The sequence below is a fragment of the Paenibacillus sp. FSL R7-0198 genome, from assembly GCF_038000415.1.
Taxonomy (GTDB): domain Bacteria; phylum Bacillota; class Bacilli; order Paenibacillales; family Paenibacillaceae; genus Paenibacillus.
Window position 1 is genome coordinate 3,298,572 of sequence record NZ_JBBOCB010000001.1, and the last position, 21,553, is coordinate 3,320,124.

General features: G+C 47.8%; 20 protein-coding genes. 1 reads left to right on the plus strand and 19 read right to left on the minus strand.

The annotated features are described in order from the left end of the window. Positions 1-228: 228 nt before the first annotated feature. From MKY87_RS14175 to lspA, 11 genes are all read right to left on the minus strand, one after another. Entirely contained in the window at positions 229-1,125 is an 897-nt protein-coding gene (locus MKY87_RS14175; protein WP_084650287.1) for a helix-turn-helix transcriptional regulator, read from the minus strand. Positions 1,126-1,374: 249 nt separating this feature from the next. Then, positions 1,375-2,784 (minus strand): MATE family efflux transporter, encoded by a 1,410-nt coding sequence (locus MKY87_RS14180; RefSeq protein ID WP_340965044.1) that lies wholly within the window; start codon positions 2,782-2,784, stop codon positions 1,375-1,377. A 236-nt stretch (positions 2,785-3,020) separates the two neighbouring features. Beyond that, positions 3,021-3,908, minus strand: coding sequence for a carbohydrate ABC transporter permease (locus MKY87_RS14185; RefSeq protein WP_340965048.1), 888 nt, complete (start codon positions 3,906-3,908; stop codon positions 3,021-3,023). 192 nt (positions 3,909-4,100) lie between these two features. Then, positions 4,101-4,982, minus strand: coding sequence for a carbohydrate ABC transporter permease (locus MKY87_RS14190; protein ID WP_340965050.1), 882 nt, complete (start codon positions 4,980-4,982; stop codon positions 4,101-4,103). 38 nt (positions 4,983-5,020) lie between these two features. Beyond that, positions 5,021-6,340, minus strand: a complete 1,320-nt coding sequence (locus MKY87_RS14195) for an extracellular solute-binding protein (RefSeq protein ID WP_340965053.1) — start codon at positions 6,338-6,340, stop codon at positions 5,021-5,023. Between the two features lie 114 nt (positions 6,341-6,454). Next, positions 6,455-7,249, minus strand: coding sequence for a response regulator transcription factor (locus MKY87_RS14200; protein WP_339788041.1), 795 nt, complete (start codon positions 7,247-7,249; stop codon positions 6,455-6,457). Next, complete coding sequence (locus MKY87_RS14205) at positions 7,239-9,002, minus strand: cache domain-containing sensor histidine kinase (protein WP_340965055.1); 1,764 nt, start codon at positions 9,000-9,002, stop codon at positions 7,239-7,241. The genes MKY87_RS14200 and MKY87_RS14205 overlap by 11 nt, the downstream gene beginning before the upstream one ends. Positions 9,003-9,552: 550 nt before the next feature. Further along, positions 9,553-10,380 (minus strand): carbohydrate ABC transporter permease, encoded by an 828-nt coding sequence (locus MKY87_RS14210; RefSeq protein WP_249913754.1) that lies wholly within the window; start codon positions 10,378-10,380, stop codon positions 9,553-9,555. Further along, the gene (locus MKY87_RS14215; RefSeq protein ID WP_036606633.1) at positions 10,380-11,246 is read right to left on the minus strand and encodes a carbohydrate ABC transporter permease; all 867 of its coding nucleotides are present in this window, start codon (positions 11,244-11,246) and stop codon (positions 10,380-10,382) included. Before MKY87_RS14215 ends, MKY87_RS14210 begins: the two co-directional genes overlap by 1 nt. A 24-nt stretch (positions 11,247-11,270) precedes the next feature. Continuing rightward, positions 11,271-12,461: an ABC transporter substrate-binding protein gene (locus tag MKY87_RS14220; RefSeq protein ID WP_445669458.1), complete on the minus strand. Its 1,191-nt coding sequence runs from the start codon at positions 12,459-12,461 to the stop codon at positions 11,271-11,273. 310 nt (positions 12,462-12,771) lie between these two features. Continuing rightward, on the minus strand, positions 12,772-13,263 hold the full coding sequence (lspA, locus tag MKY87_RS14225) for a signal peptidase II (protein ID WP_307541401.1): 492 nt from the start codon (positions 13,261-13,263) through the stop codon (positions 12,772-12,774). A 239-nt stretch (positions 13,264-13,502) separates the two neighbouring features. On the opposite strand from lspA, the gene MKY87_RS14230 reads away from it, so the two are divergent. Next, complete coding sequence (locus tag MKY87_RS14230; RefSeq protein WP_340965063.1) at positions 13,503-13,970, plus strand: heme-degrading domain-containing protein; 468 nt, start codon at positions 13,503-13,505, stop codon at positions 13,968-13,970. A 71-nt stretch (positions 13,971-14,041) separates the two neighbouring features. On the opposite strand, the gene MKY87_RS14235 is transcribed toward MKY87_RS14230, so the two are convergent. The 8 genes from MKY87_RS14235 to abc-f form a co-directional block, all read right to left on the minus strand. Next, positions 14,042-15,019, minus strand: a complete 978-nt coding sequence (locus MKY87_RS14235) for a permease prefix domain 1-containing protein (RefSeq protein ID WP_340965066.1) — start codon at positions 15,017-15,019, stop codon at positions 14,042-14,044. A gap of 6 nt (positions 15,020-15,025) precedes the next feature. Further along, positions 15,026-15,355 carry a PadR family transcriptional regulator gene (locus MKY87_RS14240; RefSeq protein ID WP_133386233.1) on the minus strand — a complete coding sequence of 110 codons (330 nt, stop codon included), beginning with the start codon at positions 15,353-15,355 and terminating at the stop codon, positions 15,026-15,028. A 227-nt stretch (positions 15,356-15,582) separates the two neighbouring features. Further along, a complete protein-coding gene (locus tag MKY87_RS14245; RefSeq protein ID WP_289390622.1) occupies positions 15,583-16,530 on the minus strand; it encodes a nucleoside hydrolase in 948 nt (315 codons plus the stop codon). A 56-nt stretch (positions 16,531-16,586) separates the two neighbouring features. Continuing rightward, positions 16,587-16,991, minus strand: a complete 405-nt coding sequence (locus tag MKY87_RS14250) for a DUF350 domain-containing protein (protein ID WP_017691702.1) — start codon at positions 16,989-16,991, stop codon at positions 16,587-16,589. Then, positions 16,973-18,373 carry a glutathionylspermidine synthase family protein gene (locus tag MKY87_RS14255; protein WP_340965069.1) on the minus strand — a complete coding sequence of 467 codons (1,401 nt, stop codon included), beginning with the start codon at positions 18,371-18,373 and terminating at the stop codon, positions 16,973-16,975. Before MKY87_RS14255 ends, MKY87_RS14250 begins: the two co-directional genes overlap by 19 nt. A 4-nt stretch (positions 18,374-18,377) precedes the next feature. Continuing rightward, complete coding sequence (locus MKY87_RS14260) at positions 18,378-18,662, minus strand: hypothetical protein (RefSeq protein ID WP_036671603.1); 285 nt, start codon at positions 18,660-18,662, stop codon at positions 18,378-18,380. Continuing rightward, a complete protein-coding gene (locus tag MKY87_RS14265) occupies positions 18,662-19,129 on the minus strand; it encodes a hypothetical protein (protein WP_340965072.1) in 468 nt (155 codons plus the stop codon). The genes MKY87_RS14260 and MKY87_RS14265 overlap by 1 nt, the downstream gene beginning before the upstream one ends. 267 nt (positions 19,130-19,396) lie before the next feature. Continuing rightward, positions 19,397-21,478, minus strand: coding sequence for a ribosomal protection-like ABC-F family protein (gene abc-f / locus MKY87_RS14270; RefSeq protein ID WP_340965075.1), 2,082 nt, complete (start codon positions 21,476-21,478; stop codon positions 19,397-19,399). Positions 21,479-21,553 lie beyond the last annotated feature (75 nt).

The window sequence follows — 21,553 nt, forward strand, 5'->3', positions numbered from 1 at the left end:
TCATGAGTTAGTTTATGGGTCTATGTTAGCAAGGTCCGTGGGAATTAGCTATGGATGAGTTTGCAATTTGTATGAGAGACTTTCATCCTCTCAGCTTGGACTTGGCTCTACTTTCTTTATACCCCAAAGGCAACAAAAAGAGCCAACCCATAATTGGATCAGCCCTTGATCTATAGATTTCCAAATCATGTTAATGTTTAAGTCAGCCGTTTAAGGCCCCTTCTGCATTTACTCCTCAAATGACAGATTGAGCGGCTCGTCCGACATCTCGTACTCTGTCTCCATATGTGTCAGCGGTGTGTTCAGATCCACTTCTTCGAAGCGGAAGCTGTCGACCCACACTTTTCCTTTACCGTTCAAAATAACCCCGAATGAAATGACCGCGCTGCCCTCCGGTACATCAAGCACAATACTATACTGATTCCATGGCTGCGTACCCGTAATTGGCCGATCATGCATGTTATCAAATTGGAGTACATCATGAACGTTATTATCCACACGCATCCATAATCCGCAGAACGCATCCACATGCTCGGTCTTCACGAATCCCGATAACTTCATCCGCTTGCCCACATACTTGTCTGCTCTGAACTGTTGCATCATAGTTGCAAATTCGTTGGGCTCCATCGGCGTAACTGCCTTCAAATATCCTGAAGCTTTTCCCTGATGCACTTCGGCAGGATCAATGCCCATCTCATAATTTTGCGGATGACTTCCGGTTAACATCCAACCTGTAATCGTTGACGTCTGATTCATCTGTAATTCCCCTCCTCTGGTTCTTCCTTCGAATAATTTCAGATCGAACAATTTGCGAAAACGTCCTGGTGGCATGCCATATAATTTACGAAATGCACGGGTGAACGCTTCCTGACTCTCAAAGCCACATGCCAGCGCGATGTCCAAAATGCCCGCATCCGTCGACCGCAGGGTCGTGGACGCCAGACTCATCCGACGGTTTCGGATATAATCCACTACCGTCATGCCCACCTCATTACGGAAAATTCGATGGTAGTGATATGGCGACAACAACGCTTCGGATGCCACTTCTTCCAGTCCAATCTGCTCATGCAGATGAGTCTCAATATAGAACAAACTTTGCTGAATCATTGCACGATAACGGCTCAACTGAGGTAAAGCCCCCTTCCATATCCTTACTATACGTGAAGGATGTCATCGTCGTTTTGATCATTTTTGCTATCTTCACTTCGTTTGGCCTCTATCCCGAACGCAAAAAAGAGCCAATCACGGATGGAATCCTTTCCGTAATTGACTCTTCTGGGAAACTGCTGCCCTGTGGCTACTGTTGAGCCACTTCATTGATCTACAACAGATTCATTTATCTATTTGCTTTATCTATTTGCACAACATTCTTCGTCAGACAGCTGGCACCGGCTGTGCACCAACCTCTTCATCATCATGCTCCACCAATTCATGTTTCTCCCAAGCTCTACTCTTCCAGCGGAAGTACATAATGACCGCACGCGTCCACTCATCAGCCGCAATGGCAAGCCACACACCAGCGAGCCCCAGATGAAGCTGGAATATGAGCAGGTATCCCAGTGGCAGACTCATGCAGACCATGGAGATCAGACCCATGTATACCGGGAACTTCGCATCCCCTGCCGCACGCAGGGAACCAATGATCACAATATTGCAGGTACGCCCGGTTTCGAGCAAAAGACTGAGTAGAATCACTTGAGCCCCCAGCTTGATAATTTCCGGATTATCCGTAAATATGCTCATCAGCGGCACACGGAAAAAAATGATGATTACATCAATGATAACCGTGGCCAGAAGTGCCCATTTTACACTGTCAAAAACACGTTTGTACGCATCGTCTTTGCGCCGCGCACCCACAAGCCGACCTACAATGATCGATGTCCCCATACCAATCGCCATGCTGAACAAGTAGATATAGCTGGAGATGTTACCCGCATACTGCTTGGTTGCCATAGCTTCTGCACCCAGATAGGTCACATACAGCGTGAACACGAGCTGGCAGGAATGATATACCATCGATTCCATCGCAGACGGAATGCCAATCCGCAGAATTTTGCCAATGAATTTCTTGGACAACTTAATGTAGTATTCGAAATCCACCCGTACCTCGCTCACACGATACAACAACCAGAAGAAGATCAGCAGGCAGATAAACCGACTTCCCACCGTGGAGATTGCTGCCCCTTCCACCCCAAGCTTCGGCAGGCCGAAGTGTCCAAAGATCAATGCATAGTTACCAACAACGTGAATCACGTTCATGAATACAGCAACATACATCGTTTCTTTGGTGTAACCATGTGTACGAATCGTCGCTGCCAGCGCATTAATGAGCGCCTGAAGGAAGATACCGCCACCAACGATATTTATATACGAACGGGCAAAATCATAAATTTCGCCTTGAATATTCAGGAGTGATAACAAATGTCCTCCGAACAGAAGGAAGATTCCGCTCAGGACCAGACCTACGATAAGATTCAGTGTGATCGCATTACCCGTAACTTGTGCTGCTTCACTTAGCTTTTTCGATCCGATATATTGTGCGACTACAATCGCAGCACCATGTCCAATGACTTCCAATACAAGGATAGCGATAGAAATAATCTGATTGGCTGCTCCAACGCCGGAGACCGCATTATCGGATACCGAGCTGAGCATGAGCGTATCCACGCTCCCCATCAACATAAATAAGAAGAGTTCCAGGAAAATAGGCCATGTCAGTCGAATCAGATTCAGATCCTTGGCATCAGAACGAAGGGACTCTTTGGTTGAGGATATTGCTGTCATTTTCTCACCTTTCCCATGTGGGCTTTAATTCTTAGGGTATGTTAGCACAGGTAGTTTGAAAATGCAGTAGTTTTGCGAAAATAGTTGAAAGTTTTTTGTAATTCCATAAATAGGTATTTTCAGCGTTTTCATCAAGCCCTGTTTCCGTACGCCTGCCCGAGGTTTTAGAAGACAAAAAAGGCCCCTCCCGACTCGCTTTTAAGCAAGTAATGGAAGGACCTAGATCCTCAGCCTTTTTAACCTTTAACAGAACCCGCAGCAATTCCCTCCACGATTCGATTACTCAGGATGAGAAATGCAATCAGGATCGGCAAAATACTAATCATCAGCGTCGCACCAATCGCTCCCCAATCTGTTGTATATTGACCGATAAAGTTCTGTACCCCAACAGTTAAGGTCTTGTACGAATCTGTACTGATGAACGTATTAACAAAGATAAATTCATTCCAGTTATAGATCATGTTGATGATCGCCGTTGTGGAAATGACCGAAGACGTCATCGGCAGCACAATCCGAAAGAAAATCCGATGCACGGAGCAGCCATCCATCACTGCGGCTTCTTCCACTTCACGGGGAAGCGCGTAGTAGAATCCCAGTAGAATCATAATGGTAATTGGCATATTAAAGGCAATGTAAGACAAGATGACTGACAAAGGATGATCGGTGAGATTAAGTTTCAGGAACAAGCTGAACAGTGGGATCAATGTGGAGTGCACAGGGATCATTAGACCCACCATGAATAACCCCAATATCAACGAGCGACCCTTCCAGCGCATACGTGTAATGGCAAAGGTCACCAGACTGGCAAACAGCACGGTGAACACAACCGAAACCACCGTAATCCATACACTGTTGAAGAAGTATAAGCTGATATTTCCCTCTGTCCATACCTTGACATAGTTTTCCCAACGCGGAGTAGCAGGAAGGGAAAAAGGCGCCATGTCGAATACTTCCTGATTATTTTTAAGCGAAAACAACAGCAACCATACCAAGGGCAAAATTTGCAGCAAAGCTACCAGGGACAATAGGAAATACAGCAGAACATATCCGAATCTCCTTAACCATGCCGAACCTCGGCCTGTCCCCGGATAAGTTGGTAATCTAACGGCCGTATCCGTCTTCACCGGGATGGACCTCCTTTCATTTCACTAGGGCGTGTCTGGAAACTCTGAAGGTGGCAGATTTTGCCGAATTTTCGTTCCAAGCAAGGAAATTTTCCGCAGGCGTGCCGGGGCACGTCAAGGGAAAGTGACGCAGCAGGGGGCGAAAAGGCGGTAAAAGATGCACTTCAGCGAGTTTTCAGACACGAACTAGCGTCAGGAATACTGGATCGTATCTTTGGATGCCGTCGCTTTTCGAAGCAGCCAGGTAACCAGCAGACAGATCAAGAGCAAGAAGAAGCCTACAGCACTGCCGTAACCAAAGTCGAAGCTACGAAACGCCTGACGATACATATAGGAGGCCATCACTTCGCTGGAGCCATTCGGTCCGCCATCGGTCATCACGTAGATGAGATCAAAATACTTGAGTGAACCTACCACAGCCAGTACAACGGTCACCTTGATCACCTCAGTAATAAGCGGCAGCTTGATTCGAAAAGCGATCTGCCAAGGGCTTGCCCCATCAATCCGGGCTGCTTCCACCAGAGATTCCGGAATATTTTTGAGGGCCGCATAATAGATCAAAATATAGAAGCCTGCATACTGCCACAGAATCGGTACGAACAGTGCATAGAGCACCAGAGATGGCTCCGCCAGCCAGGCTGGCGGATTGCTGAAGCCGATCGCTTCCAGAAAGGTGTTCAGCACACCATTGCTGGGATGATAGATCTTCAGCCATAACTGGGCGATCGCGACCGAAGACAGCAGCATCGGGATCAAATATATTTTGCGGAACAGATTGGCACCCTTGATCTTGCCTGACAGCACCAAAGCGATTATCAGATACCCGATCAGACTCAGCGCGGAGAACAAAGCAAGCAAAAAAGTATGACCCGCACTCTGCCAGAATGTTCCGTCTTGAAGCAGTCTGGCGTAATTATCCAATCCAATAAAGGTCATTGCACCTATCCCGTCCCATTGCATCAACCCATAATACCCGGTGAGCACAATCGGGATGTAAACCAAGACCAGCAGCAGAAGCAGTGCAGGAAGCACGTACAACGCAGCAACGAGACGGTTGGACATGACTTTGTCCATCACATTATCCTCCCTTCAAGCGTTCAAACGTGTGTACGTCAATTGCCTTTATCAATCGCAGCCTGATGATTCTTCACAAAGTCCTCCGGTGTTACCGCTTTGCCAAACAACGCCTGAATCATGTCCAGATGTGCCTGAGCGGCTGCCGGTTTCATCTGTACATCTGCAAAGAGTGTGAGACTGCTGGCCTGATTCAATTCGTTCAGCAGGTCAATATAGAGCTTTGGCAGCTGTACTGCAGCCGTATCCACTTTGGTTGCCGGGATGACGCCTGCTTCAGTCACCGAACTCTCACCCCATTTTTCCACAAAGTATTGCACGAACTTCGCCGCTTCTTCCTTCACTTTGGAGTTCTGGGCCACAAACAACCCTACACCTGGACCACCTACCCAGCTGTTAATATCACTCTTGCCATCTTCCATCGTTGGGAATTTGAAAAATCCGATCTTGTCCTTGAATTCCTGCGGGATGTCCGGGTTAGTCGTGAAGTTTGGCAGCTCCCAGGTGCCCATCAGGTACATGGCAGCTTTTTCGTTCATGAATTCGGATTTGCCCTCATCGTTGGACAACCCGTTGAAGCCTTTGTTGAAGGCATTCATATCCACCAACTTTTGAACCTCGGCAGCAGCTTGAGTCAGCGCAGGATCGTCAAACTTGCCGGAGCCATTGATCGCCTTTTCCAGTGCATCTCCACCTAACCGATTCGCCAGATACATATACCAGAGTGAGCCGGTCCAGCGGTCTTTATTACCCAGTGCGATCGGAACCTCACCGTTATCTGTCAGTGTCTTCAGCACACTCAGGAATTCATCGTACGTTGCTGGCGGCTGCAAGTTATATTTCGCAAAAATGGCTTTGTTATAATAAATGGGGGAGATATTCAACTCGATTGGTAACGCATACGTTTTGCCGTCTATGGCATAGGCTTCTGTTGTTCCGGCTATGAATTTCTCGCCCAGCGAGCCGCTCAGCAGATCATCGACCGGTGCAAACAGATTCCCCTTCACATAAGGCTCCAGAAATCCAGCAGCCCAAGTTACACCAACATCGGGAAGTTCATTGGATGCCGACAGGATTTTCAATTTGTTCTTGTATTGTTCATTCTCCAGCACTTCCTGCTTAATGGTCACATTGGGATGATCCGTCTGATACTGCTTGATGATATCGTTGACCAGTTTGTTTTGCTGTGCGGAACTGCCTGCTGGCCAGAGGTGCATGAATTTGAGGGTTACTTTCCCATCTGTGCCGTTGCTGCCTGTTTCACCCTCTTGATCCGAACTTGAACTGTTACATCCGGATAAAATTACGGAGAGAACCAGCGTCCATGACAGAAGAATGGCCATCGTCTTTTTGCTCATTATCCCAACCCCCTTGGTTTTTTCGGTTAATGTAACCGCTTTAACCAAATTGTAGCACGGGCCCATCACCCCTATAAGACCAGAATAATTTGGAAAAACTCCACTTTTTTGAGGTTATTTGTTATCTCGTTCAGATAGGGAATGCCGATATTTGCTTGGACTAAGTCCCTCAAGACTTTTAAATACCGTGATAAAATATTTATCCGTCTGATAACCCACCTGTTCGGCAATCTCCGAGATGGGCATCGTTGTCTGCACAAGCAACTCCTTCGCGCGCTGAATGCGTTTGCGGGTAAGGTATTCACTAAAATTGATGCCGATCTGTTCCTTGAACAATACACTGAAGTAACTGGAGTTGAGATGGAGTAACTCAGCGATTTCACGCATGGTCACATGTTCACCCAGATGAGTATCCACATAGGCCAAAGCTTCACTGATCTGGCTATTGAGCCTCTGTTCCCCGCGCTCCTTAACATCCAGCAGCTTGGGGTCAACCATTTCCTGCATCGTTTGAATACGCCGCTGTTGTTCGCTGAACTTCAAGGCTTTTTCGACGGTCTGCAGCAATTGTTCTTTATCAATTGGTTTCAACATATACTCCACGACACCCAGCTTAATGGCCTGCTGGGCGTACTGAAAATCGGCATGTCCTGACATAATCAGGACAACAGGCTTGTTGGAAAAATGTTGAATGGCCTCAATCAGAGACAAGCCAGAGAATTCTGGCATGCGAACATCCGTTATTAACAGATCTGCCGGCTTTTTCTTGAGCCATTCCACGGCCTCGACGCCACTTTCTGCAGTCTGAATGTGATTTCGTCCTGCCGACCATCCTTCCAGTGTCTTGCGAATACCCTCTCTTGTACGCGGCTCATCATCCACGATAAGAATCGTTTTGTCATGAATCATATGCACCCTCCGTTCCCATGGGAATCTCAAAGCAAATGACAGTTCCTTCCCCAACCTTACTTGTTATGGAAAGCCTGCAACGTTCGCCAAGTTGGCTGCCAAAGTAAAGCTTCAGTCGCCGATGTACGTTGATTAGACCTACGCCTGTCCCCTTGTTAGATACAGCGGGGCCACCATGTAAGGCATGAATGACAGATTGAAGCCGTAATTCATCCATACCGGGACCATCATCCCGAACCTCAATGCGAACCAGATTCTCCTCGGTCAAAGCATCCACATGGATGCTTATCTTTCCCGGTCCCAGTTTACTTTCAATGCCGTGGAGAATCGCATTTTCGACCAAGGGCTGTATAAGCAGTTTCGGAATGGGGACCTTACGAACCGCATCGTCCAGCTGAATCTCCCATTGCATTCTGTCTCCCAACCGCATCTGCATAATACGAAGATAACGCTCGGCGTGTTCCAGCTCGTCGGCAATCGTAACCCATTCATCCTGCTGCGAACTGGAGATAATGTAGCGAAATAATCGGGACATTGCCACGACCATACGTGCCATCTCCTCGTCTCCCTTTTCTTCAAGGGACCAATAGAACGCCTCCAGGGTGTTAAATAGAAAATGAGGATTAATCTGAGACTGCAACGCCTTCAGCTCGGCCCGGGACTGCATGATTTCCTTCTCATGAACCACACGGGTCAATTCGTTCTGCCTGTAAACCATCTGGTTATACACTTCGTTGAGTTCATTGATCTCCATCGTAGAGCTGACCATTAGATTAGGTCTCATTGCTCCTGGCTGTGCACTGCGCATAGCCCGCATCAGCCGTATGAGCGGACGTGTAATCATCGTGGACAGAAAGAAGGACATGATGAGGAACAGAACAACACCAATCATTCCCGAGACGAGCAACGCCGTTCTCAGGATGGATACACCTTCCGTTGTCTCCCGCAACGGGGTCAGGACAGCAAGTGTCCAACCCGTTAACTCCGATTTTTGCCGGACGACGATATAGGATTCCTCCCCGTTCTGCACGACTGATCCGCTGTCCAATATGGCTTTGGGATCGAGATTAATCTCCAGATCGGAAGTCACCACTTCTCCTGCACCATCCAAGAGCATGATCGAGTCCTGCGAACCATCTGCCCCGTTCGAATCATTGAGTTGAAAAAAGCTGCGCTGCATCCGCACTACCACATATCCCCCATGTTCAAAAGAATGATCCAGCAGGTTAATCCGCCGAATAGCCAGGAGCACACCAGGATCTTCAGGGTCAGCACCTGCCCATACCAGTCTGCCTTTTCCTTCATCCGCCAGGTTGATCCAGTTGCGCTCTACTCTGAGATCGAGGGATCGGTCATCCATCGGAAAGATGCGGTTATAACCCGTAGTGTATATCTCCATACTCTGCGCACCATTGATGAAAGACTGATAACTGCCTGCAATCTGCAAGAGAGCCTGGCGCTGATTAAAGGTAGCAGGGTTGCCTTGCTTCTCATCGCTAAGCAGACGCTGCACGTATGAATCATCCGCCACCTGGGCGGTCAGTGAATTCACTTGTGCAATGAGTGCATCCAATCTGCCACTGGCTTGAACGGCGGTTTGGTGAATATGTTTCTCTGCATTGCTTTTCAGCAGAGCAGCTACCCGATCATAGGCCGATATGCCTGCGAGCAGCAGAACAACAAGCATCACCATAACAAAACCAATGAAGATCTGATTGCGAAGTGAGTTAAAATGTCCTTTTTTCCCGTGCAACTTCCCCAATCTCCTCTCTTTTTGGCATGTAAAAGAACCCACCACCTTACGCCCGTGCTCTTGAAGACTGGGTACAAACGATGCCGGATTTATCTACGTATTCAGTTCCCCTATATAAAATGAACGAAAGAATATTTACACTTGCCACTACGATGACAGAATAACCTTCCAATCGCTGTTATCCCCAGATTTTTTGATTCCCTTTTTAAAGGGGAAAATCCGGGGATAAAGGCGAACGCTCCGCTTTTTCAGGTTATTTCTGCCCTCTCCGTTCTCGTGCAAATGTTTAGTTCAATTTATATAGTTAAAGCGCTTGCAAAATTGAACCTCAATCTTCTTCTCACTATCTTTGTTTACCGATTAAACTAACGACTAAAAAATAGCATAGTTTTACAGGTTAATCAATCCTCTCAATAGTTCCCAAACGTTAAATGACAAGGATCAAAAACAAAGAGAGGGGACTTTTACAGTCCACCTCTCTTTACTCATCTTCCCTTTACATATGTCCATTCCTTTTACATCTATCTTTTTCTTCCCTACATAATTTCAGTTATTTCACAGACCCTTGTGTAACCCCGTTGATGATCCACTTCTGTGCAAACAGGTAGATGATAATCATCGGCAGTAACGCGAGCAGGTATGATGCAAATGCAAGGTTAAACTCGGTATTAAACTGTCCTTGGAATACATACTGTACCAGCGGCAACGTGTACTGTCCCGGATCACTGATAATAATGAGTGGCAGCAAGAAGTCGTTGTACGTGGACAGACAGGTCAGAATACCAACCGTGGCACTGATGGGTGCCATGAGCGGGAAAATGATTTTCCAGAACGTGCCCCAGGTTGTCGCCCCATCCACAAATGCCGCTTCCTCCAGTGCTACCGGAATGGACCGGATGTATCCAACGTATACAAATACGTTAAATGCCAGACCATAGACCGTGTGCAGCAGGATCAGACCTACCAGATTTGTCATCTCCAGGGATGCGGTCAGCTTAACAATTGGCAGCATGATGATTGGGAACGGAATGAACATCGCGCTGACGAAGTAATAATAGAGCCCTTTGAAAAACTTGCGTTTCTCCATATTCCGCGCAATCGCATAGGCCACCATCGAGTTACTGAGCAACGTCAAAAGAACGGTTGATGCAGTAACAATCGCACTGTTACGGAACGATTGGAAAAAGTTTGTCATGTCGATGGCCCTCGAGAAATTCTCCCAGTGAAGCGTTGTCGGGATGGCAAAGACCGATTGGGCCATCTGCTCCGGATTTTTCAAAGCAATCGTAACGGTCATATACAGGGGGAACAGGATAAACAGGGTACCCAGCACAACGAGCAGCATAACAAGCCAATTGATTCGTGTACGGCCTCTCATTACAGATCCATCTCCCTTCTTTGCAGGAACCGGATTTGCAGAATTGAAATCACCGCAATAACGATGAAGTAAATAACCGAGTTCGCAGATTGATATGCATATTCGCCGCCTTCAAATCCTCCGGTGTAGATTAGATGGGAGATGGACTGCGTCGCCCGTCCGGGACCACCGTTGGTCAAGGCTACGATTTGGTCGAAGACCATAAGTGAGTTTTTCATCGCAAGCACCATATTAATGGTGAAGAAAGGTGCAATCAGCGGGAATGTAATACTCCAGAATTCACGCCATTTGCCTGCACCGTCGAGGTTGGATGCCTCGTATAGTGTCGTTGGTATCGTTTGCAGACCAGCCAAATACAGAATCGTATTCAGGGCCACGGATTGCCATACTGCAACAATGACGATACCAATCCAAGCCAGACTCTCGCTGCCAAGAATGTTGGTGGATAGCGCGTTGATGCCCAGATTTTGTCCCCAGATCGGGAATACGTTGGAGAACAGGTAGTTAAATATGTAACCTACGATCAGTACACTCAGAATATTGGGCAGGAAGTAGATGCCGCGGAAAAAGTTACGGAACTTGATCTTGGCATTCAGCCCGAGTGCAATGAGCAGGCTCAGGATATTGGTCAGGATTGTCACCACGATCGCAAATTTGAACGTAAACCAGTAGGCGTTCCCTACATTGTCATCTTGGAATAAGTTGAAATAGTTTTTGAAACCAACAAAATCATACTCTTTCCCGAATCCGTTATAATTCGTAAATGAATAATAGATGCCCTGGAGAGCCGGCAATGTCATAAATACAAAGAACAATACAACCGCCGGAACCGTCATCCAGTAATAAGGTGCGATACGTTTGTTCATACTCCATCCTCCTTCAGACAAGGCTTAACGCCGATTGGCAACCTTGTCCCATTCTTTGTCGAGTGTATCTAGATAGTTGTCGATGTTTTGGTTCTGCAAAAAGGACTGTACGATGGAATTCAGCTGCACCGCAGCCGGAATATAGTGATCGGGAAAGTCAACAACCTTGCCCTGCTCGATATATGGCATCAATTCCTGTACGGCAGGATCATCCTGCTTCACATCTTCGACCGCAGAGAACAGCGTCTGTTCGTCAATATATCTTCCGATATTTTCAGGCTTTAACAGGAACGCAATAAATGTCTCTGCCTGCTCTCGGTTAGGCGTGTCCGCCGCAATGGTAAACAGGGAGTCGATCCCATTCACCAGCTTGATCTCGCTTGCATCGTTGCCCGTTGGGAACGGGAAGAAACCGATGTCAACATTTGGGTTCGCTTTGCGAATCTCCGAGATGGCCCAGGTTCCCTGGATGTACATGAAAGCTTCACCGTTAGCAAAGGCACGGTTACCGTCCGAATAAGCTTTACCAAAGTTATCGCTGTGACCGTATTTCATGAGTTCCAGCTGCTTCTCAGCTACCTCGCGGTACTTCTCCTTGAACGTCACTTTGTTATCGCGCCGCTCTTGGTAGAAATCAATACCGACCAGATTGGAGGCCAGTGCATTGAACGGCAGACTTGTCTGCCAGTCATCCTTGTATGTGAAGTAAAATGGAATCTCACCTGCATCTTTAATCTTTTGGGCGGTCGCAATAAGTTCATCCCACGTCTTGGGCACGTCCAATCCCATTTCCTTAAACAGCGTTTTGTTGTACATGATGCCGTTTGCATTAGTCGCGTAAGGAATACCTGTTACTTCGTCCATGCCTGTGAGATCATTCAGCATTTGTATGTAGTTTGGATCAATCGTCTGGAGTAATGAACTATCCGTCAGATCGGTGAAAATATCACTCTGGGCCAGAATGGAATAGGTGTCGGTTGCACCCATGGCCATAATATCCGGTATATCATTTTTGACGACACGCGTCTTCAGTACTGTCTCTGCATCGGGCGGATTCACCTGTGTCACTTGGATATCGTCATGCTCCGCGTTAAATGTCTTGATCAATTCATCAAAGGTTGTTTTGGCTTCAGGCTTGTTCTGGAAAAACTCAATCTGCACTTTGCCATTCGCGTTATCTCCACTGGTACAGGAAGATAAAAGTACAGCCATCATTCCACACAGCAACATTGTCCCGAGAGCCTTGGTAAGCGTTGTTCTCATGTTGTACCTCCCTCAGCTTTATACGTAAAGATTTACCCATTCAAATGGTGAAATAACCATTTGGTTAATCCTTCCAAACTAACTTCAATCTGAATGAATGATATAAGCCTTTATTATTCCTAAAACGGTTTCGATAAAAATGAATCAAGACATTTCTTCCCATGACCTGAATCGGGCATAACAAAAAGGACACTGGATGATATCCAATGTCCCTCATTCAATAAGCTTATATTCAGCCACTGTAACGCTTTTATCCAACCTATTACGAACGCTCAACCTTCGGCAAAGCATTGCGTAAACGCTTGGCTCGATAACTCTGATATGCACGAATCAACATGCCGATGATGATCATGACCACACCGATGTTAATTGCGACATCAGCGAGATTCAAAATTCCGCGTCCTGACGGAAATACGAGGAAATCCGTTACCCGCGCATAGATAAATCGATCGATTGCATTTCCTAAAGCCCCACCGACCATAAAACCCGCGCCAGCTTGCATCCAGAAACCGCGAATCTCACCCTTACTCCGGTAATACAGCATGCCCGCTATGAACAGAACAGCAATCACACCGAACAGGCGCGCATTTCCCTGAAACATGCTGCCCGCCATGCCACTATTCTCATAATGCTGTAACTGCATGCCCGAGTTACCCAGTCTCATGACGTCGCCAACTTCCATATACATCCTCACTGCAATCTTGGTTCCCTGATCCACCAAAGTCACCAGCAGTGCTACAAAATAAAATAACATCGTGCTTCTCCTCCTGCCTACTTAGCGATAACTTATTTTAACTTTAAGAGTTTTGAGTATATTAGGTTCCTTTCACTTTAACACAGCCGATGTATGGTCTCCAAATGGACCGTCTTCAACCACGTCTATAACATCCACTAACACATCCAGTCCGCATTGGGGAGGTACCATGCAGTTCCACGTCGAATGTAGACTTCAATCATATATGTAAAGGGGCTGCCTGTAATTTGAACCTGACCATGATCGAAAAATTAAAGGAAGTGCAGCAGGAAGAAATGGACTTGATATTTGGCACATTTGATTCTCAAACAGCACTTAGCCTTGGCCTGCATCTGGTTGAAGAAGCGAAGCGTCGTTCCCAAGCCGTAACCATCGATATTACCCTGAAGGGACATCGTCTCTTTTTGCACGCCATGGAAGGCACTCACCCCGACAATGAAAACTGGATTCGCCGTAAAAACAACGTTGTGAATCACTTCGGCTCCAGCTCTTGGCATACAGCTCTGAGGTTAAGAAGCGAAAACCAAACGCTTGAGCAAGACTTCAATCTGCCTTCATCGGACTATGTCCTGGCTGGTGGCGCTTTCCCGCTGATTCTGGAAAATGAGGGACAGGTCGGCACCATTACAGTATCAGGTTTGCCCGATGAAGAAGACCATGATCTGGTCACGACCGGCATTCGCTCGTTTTTGTTGCAGCAAAACTAGATTAAGTGGAGCAAAAAAAGCCCACCTGATCAATATAGATCAAGTGGGCTTTACTAGCTAAAGCAGCATGCTCAGGACGGATTTTTACTTTTCATAATATGGTACACATTGCTAAAGCTGCCGGAGAGAATGCCTGTAATCGGGAATATGGCCCAATTGATATCCCACCGTTGATATACAAAGCCTGTGAACAAGAAGATGGCTGTCGCCAGCGGCCATACAATCGCTTCCACGGCTCTCACAACCTTTACCTCTTGCTTCTTCTCTACCGTCAACTGGTGCTTCTCCAGCAAGTTCGTGTAAGCCCCCTGAATGTTCCCGTAATATACAAACAAGAATGCTCCTACCCCAGCCATGACCATAAAGGCAGATACACCATAAGAGGCGTAGTTATCATTGATAGAGGAGGCTGCGAAAATAAACACAGGAGACAGAATGCACAGGCAGACACCCGTAATGATGGCTATTCGATAAGTCAGAGCGAAGCTCTCCCGACTATGCTGAATACTCATTTTAAGTGTATAAGGAAGCTGGAAACCCTTCTCCATATAACTGAAGCGTTCAAGCTTCATGCCACTGTGAATGAACATGCCCACCGCAATGGCAATGAACACGAACATGCCGATCAGGCCCAGTACAGCCCCCGTTTCCACCGAACGGTTTGCAGCTGAAGTGGCATAGTTCTCAAATAAAGTATCCATGAAAATCAGAAACGCCACACCCAACGCGCACAATAAAACACCCAGCCCGATCCAAAATCCGGCATTTCTTTTGGCAGTGGTATATGCGTAGGCTTCTTCTTCCGTCAGCACAGGTACTGCCTCTTCCGCACTGACTGGCTGAATACCGAGTTCTGCAGTTAACTCCTCGATATTACCAAATTCCGAGATCACAATGCCGATGGCTTCATTCTCCGACTTGCCTTCCCGCTTCAACTCCAGGTACTTATCTTCCATCCCCGAAAGAAGCTCCTGCTTCAGATGCTCCACCTCGGGGGTCTTCGGCAGACCAGCAAACATGTTCTCCAGATACACCATAATTGTCTCCATGTTTCGTCACAACTCCCTGATAAATAGATTAACAACCTCCTGCGTAACCTTCCATTCCTCACACTTTTCTCTGTAATAGTCGAGGCCGGACGGCGTAATCCGGTAATAGGTACGACGCTTTCCCAAACTATTCTCATCCAGGTAAAACGATTCAATATAACCGTTCTTCTCCAATCGGGTGAAGGCCGAGTATAACGTCGTCTCCTTCATGACGTACTTTTCCTCTGTCAGCTGCCTGATGTTCTTGGAAATCTCGTAGCCGTACGACTCCCCTTCGAGCAGCATGTAGAGGATCAGCGTATCATTGTAGCCACGTATAACGTCACTGCTGATCACAAAAGATACTCCTCCTCATTACTTCATCTGTCGTAGTAGTTGAAGTATAGCATAGTTACTACGACAGATGAAGTAGTTTATATAAAAATAGGCAAAATAAAATCCGTACCTGGATGAAGGTACGGATTGGATAAGTAAAATCCTTTTAAACATGGGATGTATGTTATTACATTTACCGAGTCGCTTCACCAAATTGCTCCACTGCTTTGCGGTTAGCGTTGGCCCGATTACTGAATCGCTGAGAGAACATCCAGCAGCATGGATTTGAATTTTGGTCGATCAATGGCCTCACATACACGTACATTCGGCTCTTTGCCAAAACGTCCGTTGATATCCACCACACTGTATCCGCGTGTCAGTTCTCCTGCTGCTTCTACATCCACATAATATTGACCCGACTTGGTCATGATGGATTCATCTGCCGCAACAGCCATCAACAACGTATCGGGATGAGTAGTGCCATTCAGCTTATGTACCGACTTGTTGAACTTCATAACCACTTTGTTGATTGCGGTGAAGAAATCGGCACCCGATGTTCCGAGAGCTGCAATCTCTGCATGATCGTCATCGTCCATGACTGAATATTGCGTACACATTTCCCAGCCAACCATCGTGATTGGAATGCCTGCATGCAGTACAATTTTCGCCGCTTCCGGGTCCACGTAGAAGTTATACTCCGCCGCTGGTGTGATATTGCCCAGTGCATTATTCGTTCCGCCCATAATGTACAGGTGAGCAATCTCCGGAATAATCGTTGGGTCTTTCTGGATCGCCATTGCAATATTGGTCAGCGGGGCAATCGCCAGAAGTTCAATTTCGCCCGGATGTGCATGCACCTTCTCAATAATAAAATCAACCGCGTGCCCGCTCTCGGGGCGCTGATCCGCCTTCGGGAAATGCGCGCCGCCCATGCCGTCATCGCCATGCACATCTTCCACTGTGCGGTGCTGAGCTTTACCGTAGGCCATTAGCGGACGCTCGCATCCTTTATACACAGGCACCTTGCCGCCATGTCCAGCAACCTGTACCGTGTACAGGGCATTTTCAACCTCCTGGTCGAATTGTACGTTACCGCCCGTAATGGTGATGCCTTCCACCTGAAAGTGGTGCAATGCCGTCAGGATCGCAATCGTATCGTCTCCTGCTGTATCTGTATCGATGATGACTCTTCTCATGATGCCGCGCTCCTTCTACCGTTTGATAGTAAACTCTATAAACACTATGTCTTATTTTACATCAAAAATGTACCAATGACGATGGAAACGCCGATGATAATCGAACGCAGTAGCTGGGCTACCGCCATATTGCCTCGTGCGATTTCGTCACATACCCGCATTTTTGGAATCAGGAAATCAAATATAATATAGACCAGGCACAGCACAATAATTCCAAACGCCGACCACAGCAGCATATCCAACCACGAGTGCGTTGAGAAAGATACCATTCCCACAATAATACACAGTCCCAACAATTTGCTGCCCATGTACATACCTGCCGCCTCGTTACCTTTGGCGATTTCCTCACTATCGTTATACCGGGTCAATTTGCTAAAAGCGAAATATCCACATACCAATACCACCAGCAGAATGCCCACACCCACCGCCACATTCACGAGGTTTAATCCCAAGTTCTCCATTCCTTCTCCTCCTCATCATTCATCCGTTCACGAACTGTAGCCGCACAATAATAGGCCATATCTCCAGTTACTTTCTCCCCAACCCTGGGTAACACCCCAGCCAAACGCCCACCGATAACAAACACCCCTGTAAGCAGATAACCGCTGTACGCTCCATCTTCCGTCTCGATCACGGCCTGTTCCATCGGAACCAGCTGCTGATAGATTTTGGGTTGGTTTTCGTAATAAGCTGCAATCTCTTCATCCTCGTCTGTTGCCCCAGTTGCAAGATTGGATTCCAGCGCCTCGTTAAGAGGATGCTCCATATCCTGCTTTCCAAAGGCATTGTTCGTTCCTCCATCCAGCAAAAGAGTACCTCTGCCCTCGCGTCCCCAATAACTTTTGGATACATACGGTATGGCATTCAGCTCGAAAGGCTCAGCCGAAAAATAGGTGGGCAGCAGATATCGGGAAATCACATCCATTTCTGCTCCATCAAAGAGGGTAAATCCGCAATATTCCGGGGTTTGCTCGTTACGCTCGTAGAGCGACCAGATCGCCGCCATGAAGCCTTTGCTCTGCATCAGTACATGCTGAACCGGATTCATCAGGCCTAGTCGTCCTTCACGTACAAGTTCAAGCAGTGCAGCACCAATGTCCACTCCTGTCGTCTCATCCCGATCATCAATCAGATACTCCAGTGGATAGAGACGGTACAACAGGTTAATCTCCCGCCCCTTATGGTAAAGCGCCTCTCCCGGAACAATCTCCAGTTCCTCCAGTGGAGCATAGAAAACTTCGTATCCCGCTTCCTGACAACGTCTCATCAGGTATTCCGTATTTGTTCGATCTTCGACATGTTCGCCAAAAGAAGTGAACGTCACCGGACCCTGCAATCCCTGCTCTGCATAGAATTCCAGCCATATCCTGAAACACTCCCGAATACGTGTATCCATCTCGGCAGATGGCGCAGTTAGCGTAGCATCCTCAGCAAGATCGAACAGGATATTTTCCAATGCAGCAGCCTCCGGTATGCCCGTTGGAGTGTCCGTATTATTTTCAATACACTTGGGCCCAGCTTCTCCGATAATCCAGTCCTGACGGGTAATGCCTCCAGTTACCATCTCCATACGTGCTGCCGGAATAAGCCCGGGATGGATACCCAACTGATGCTCCAAAAAGGAATCCGGCATGTATTGCTGGATAAATCGCATCACTTTACAATAAATGCCGTCTACCGCCTCCGCTGCGGTACGCAGTTCCAGCACCTCCGAGGGAGAATAGACCGTCAATGCAGGCACACAATACTGCTTCCCGTACATTCGATGGTATGGAATCTGTTCTCCCGCTTCACCCTGAAACACCTCTTCGTGACTAAACGGCAGTTGAACCACTTGCCTCATCCGGTTATCCTCCCGAACTGCGGAAGAAGCTACCGAAGCCGCTTGATTTGGACTTTGATTTGCTATAGGAGCTGTTACTGTCCTTGTTGCTTCGATACGACGACCCACCGTAGTAATAGTGCCCACTGCTGGAATCATATTCACATCCGGTATCATACTCCGGGTCACATTCATCATTGTTGCTGCCACAACCGGATAACACGGCAGGTACCGCCAGCATCAGGGAGAACGCAACCAGCTTTGCTTTTGAACCGGGTTTCGATGCTTGCCCCCGCTCTTGGTCACTCATTACAGATCCACCTCTTTCATATAAAACAACACTTTCTTGCGATCCGCATCCAGCACGGAATACAGGATTTCATACGTCTTGCCATCGCGAACCATGTAATGGTCCAGCAGTTGCTCGGCAAGCTCCATCGTATAGGTGGATGACGCTGTGAGTTCCAACTCCTGAAATGAACGTCCATTCCACAACATATACTCTGCACTGTACATGGAAGACATTTTGCACATCGCCAGCGCAGCATCCGCAATGGCTGCACCGTACTCATCCGGCATCTGTTGCTCATACGCCGTTACATATACTGCATGTTCCCGCCCATCCTGGCATTCATTGGACAGATGCGCCCAGAGTTTGTTTTTCACCAGAGTGGCATCCACCAGTTTGCGCATAAACAGTTCATCTCGCGTGACTGAAGTCTGTTCCAGCACTCCCGTCTCCGCCTGTCGATCATCCGACCAACTCCGATACGTCAATGAATAATAGATACCGATAACCTCCCTTTTTGCGAGCTCTTAGGTGAGCCGTTTCAATTCATACAAACGTATTTAACGCATGTGGAGGTAAAAAGTTACACTATTCCCCATGACATGTAAAAATAAGAACAGGTTGTCGCCCAATCTCGGATCAACAAAGCTTGAAAAAACAAGTAATTCCGCGTTTGGTATGTAACTCCGGCCCAAAAAGGCCGGAGAAGATTCTCCGACCTCGTATGTTCAATCTTATGCTCATGCCATTCAGACTTATAACTCAGCCCACTGGGCCAATAGATCATTGTATTCAGCGGACAATTGCTCACGTTCATTCCAGATTTGTTCCAGTTCAAGTGGATTGTTCTGCACCGTTTCCAGCTGTTGATCCAGCACCTGAATCTGTGCCTCAAGACGAGCCAGAATTTGTTCCAGCTTCTCCGCAGACTGTATGTTGCCATTGCCGTTTCTATGATTCGATACAGCTGTTGCTGAAGGAGTTAACGCCTTACCTGATTCAGTAGAAGCTTCATAATCACGACTTCCATCGATAGCCGCAACAGTGGAACCGTTCAATGTCGAGATTGCTTCTGATTTCTTCCCTGATCTGGTAGTTCCGCCGGGCGCAGACGTTAAACCTGACTTCATCTCTGACTTGGCGTTCCCACGAGAAGAAATTCCCACTCCTGCTGTAGCCTGAGTTGTCGCCGCCGAACGAGCTTGCAAATCAAGCTTCTTCTCGCGATACGCCTCATAGTCTCCCAGATAAGCGGTCATCTGCCCGCTCTCCAGTTCCCAGACACGGGAAGCGAGGCGATTGACGAAGTACCGATCATGTGAGATGGCAAGTACGGTCCCTTCAAAATCAACCAGCGACTCTTCCAGCGCTTCTCTGGATGCGATATCCAGATGGTTAGTTGGCTCATCGAGCAGTAGTACATTGGGTTTACGCTGCACCAGCAGAGCCAAACGCAGGCGCGTCCATTCCCCGCCAGATAATTGCCCGACAGAGCGGAATACATCCGCTCCATAGAACAGATATCGGGCCAGAATTCCGCGAGCCTCTCCTTCCTCCACGCCTGCTTCCAGACGAAAGTATTCAAGTACGTTCAGCTTCGGATTCGTGGGTTCCTCCTGTTGAGCCAGATACCCCACATCCACACGAGCCCCCCACTCCAACTTGCCCGCATTGGGCTGCTCGTCACCAAGCAACAGCTTGAACAGGGTCGTCTTGCCGGAACCATTGCGGCCAATGAGTGCAATTTTATCCCCATATTCCAGCAGACCCGAAACCCCGCGCAGGATTTCACGCTCGCCATAACTCTTTTCGACCTGTTCCAATACCGCTACCCGTTTACCCGTTCGATCCGTAGGACGCACATCGAATTCGGCATTGCGGCGCTCCAGCACAGGACGCTTCACCTGTTCCATCCGCTCGATGGCTTTACGCATAGAAGCCGCCCGTCTGAAGAACTTTTCATTGCCGCCCACACGACCCCATTCCTCCAGTTGGCGAATTGTTTCTTTCATTTTCTTGATAACCTTCTGCTGCTCCTTGAACTCTTCGAATTGCTGCAACAGCCGTTGTTCCTTCACTTTCATATATTCCGTATAACCGCCAGCAGACGTTTCCGCTTCTCCATCCTCCAGCTCCAGTGTTCGATTCACCACCCGATCCAGAAAATAGCGATCATGCGAGATCAGGACAATGGTGCCGGGGTATTCTCGTAGAAATCCCTCCAGCCACTCGACCCGCTCCAGATCGAGATGGTTCGTTGGCTCATCCAGCAATAACAGATCAGGTTTTACGATCAGCTGCGAGGCCAGCACCACCCGGGTCTGTTCCCCACCGGACAGCGAACCAAAGCGCCATTCATAATGCGCCTTGGCGATATCCAGACCGTCCGCCACCTGATCGATGCGGGCATCCATTTCGTATCCACCCTCACGCTCGAACTGGTCTTGCAGCGCTGCATAACGTTTCAACAGGCGCTCCAATTGATTAGGGTCTGCTGCACATGCCGGATCGGACATCTTTTGCTCCATTTCCTTCATTTGCGTGCGACATATCATAAGCTCCTTGAATCCAAGGCTCAGCACATCCAGGACGGTATGGTCATCCAGTCCTTCTGGAACTTGGGCCACGTAACCCATTCGTGTATCTTTTTTGAACATCAATTGCCCTTCATCCGGCTTGTTCAGTCTTGCCATCAGGCGCATAAGTGTGGTCTTGCCGCTTCCGTTGCGGCCGATCAGGGCGACCTTGTCACCTTCCATAATTTCAAACGTAATGCCGTCCAGCACCAGATGTGCTCCATGGTATTGAGTCAGTTGTTGCGCGCTAATTATCATCATAATAAGGTTCCTCCTATGGTATGGAAGATCCTGACCGCAACACAAAAAGAGCCGCAGGAGGTTAGCTCCGCGGCC

Excerpts from the sequence above, each read along its gene's own strand:
- MKY87_RS14180 (WP_340965044.1), bottom strand. The coding sequence starts at position 2,784 with ATGACAGCAATATCCTCAACCAAAGAGTCCCTTCGTTCTGATGCCAAG.
- MKY87_RS14190 (WP_340965050.1), bottom strand. The coding sequence starts at position 4,982 with ATGGACAAAGTCATGTCCAACCGTCTCGTTGCTGCGTTGTACGTGCTT.
- MKY87_RS14195 (WP_340965053.1), bottom strand. The coding sequence starts at position 6,340 with ATGAGCAAAAAGACGATGGCCATTCTTCTGTCATGGACGCTGGTTCTC.
- MKY87_RS14200 (WP_339788041.1), bottom strand. The coding sequence starts at position 7,249 with ATGATTCATGACAAAACGATTCTTATCGTGGATGATGAGCCGCGTACA.
- MKY87_RS14210 (WP_249913754.1), bottom strand. The coding sequence starts at position 10,380 with ATGAGAGGCCGTACACGAATCAATTGGCTTGTTATGCTGCTCGTTGTG.
- MKY87_RS14215 (WP_036606633.1), bottom strand. The coding sequence starts at position 11,246 with ATGAACAAACGTATCGCACCTTATTACTGGATGACGGTTCCGGCGGTT.
- MKY87_RS14220 (WP_445669458.1), bottom strand. The coding sequence starts at position 12,461 with ATGATGGCTGTACTTTTATCTTCCTGTACCAGTGGAGATAACGCGAAT.
- lspA (WP_307541401.1), bottom strand. The coding sequence starts at position 13,263 with ATGTTATTTTATTTTGTAGCACTGCTGGTGACTTTGGTGGATCAGGGA.
- MKY87_RS14230 (WP_340965063.1), top strand. The coding sequence starts at position 13,503 with ATGATCGAAAAATTAAAGGAAGTGCAGCAGGAAGAAATGGACTTGATA.
- MKY87_RS14235 (WP_340965066.1), bottom strand. The coding sequence starts at position 15,019 with ATGGAGACAATTATGGTGTATCTGGAGAACATGTTTGCTGGTCTGCCG.
- MKY87_RS14245 (WP_289390622.1), bottom strand. The coding sequence starts at position 16,530 with ATGAGAAGAGTCATCATCGATACAGATACAGCAGGAGACGATACGATT.
- MKY87_RS14250 (WP_017691702.1), bottom strand. The coding sequence starts at position 16,991 with ATGGAGAACTTGGGATTAAACCTCGTGAATGTGGCGGTGGGTGTGGGC.
- MKY87_RS14255 (WP_340965069.1), bottom strand. The coding sequence starts at position 18,373 with ATGAGGCAAGTGGTTCAACTGCCGTTTAGTCACGAAGAGGTGTTTCAG.
- MKY87_RS14260 (WP_036671603.1), bottom strand. The coding sequence starts at position 18,662 with ATGAGTGACCAAGAGCGGGGGCAAGCATCGAAACCCGGTTCAAAAGCA.
- abc-f (WP_340965075.1), bottom strand. The coding sequence starts at position 21,478 with ATGATGATAATTAGCGCGCAACAACTGACTCAATACCATGGAGCACAT.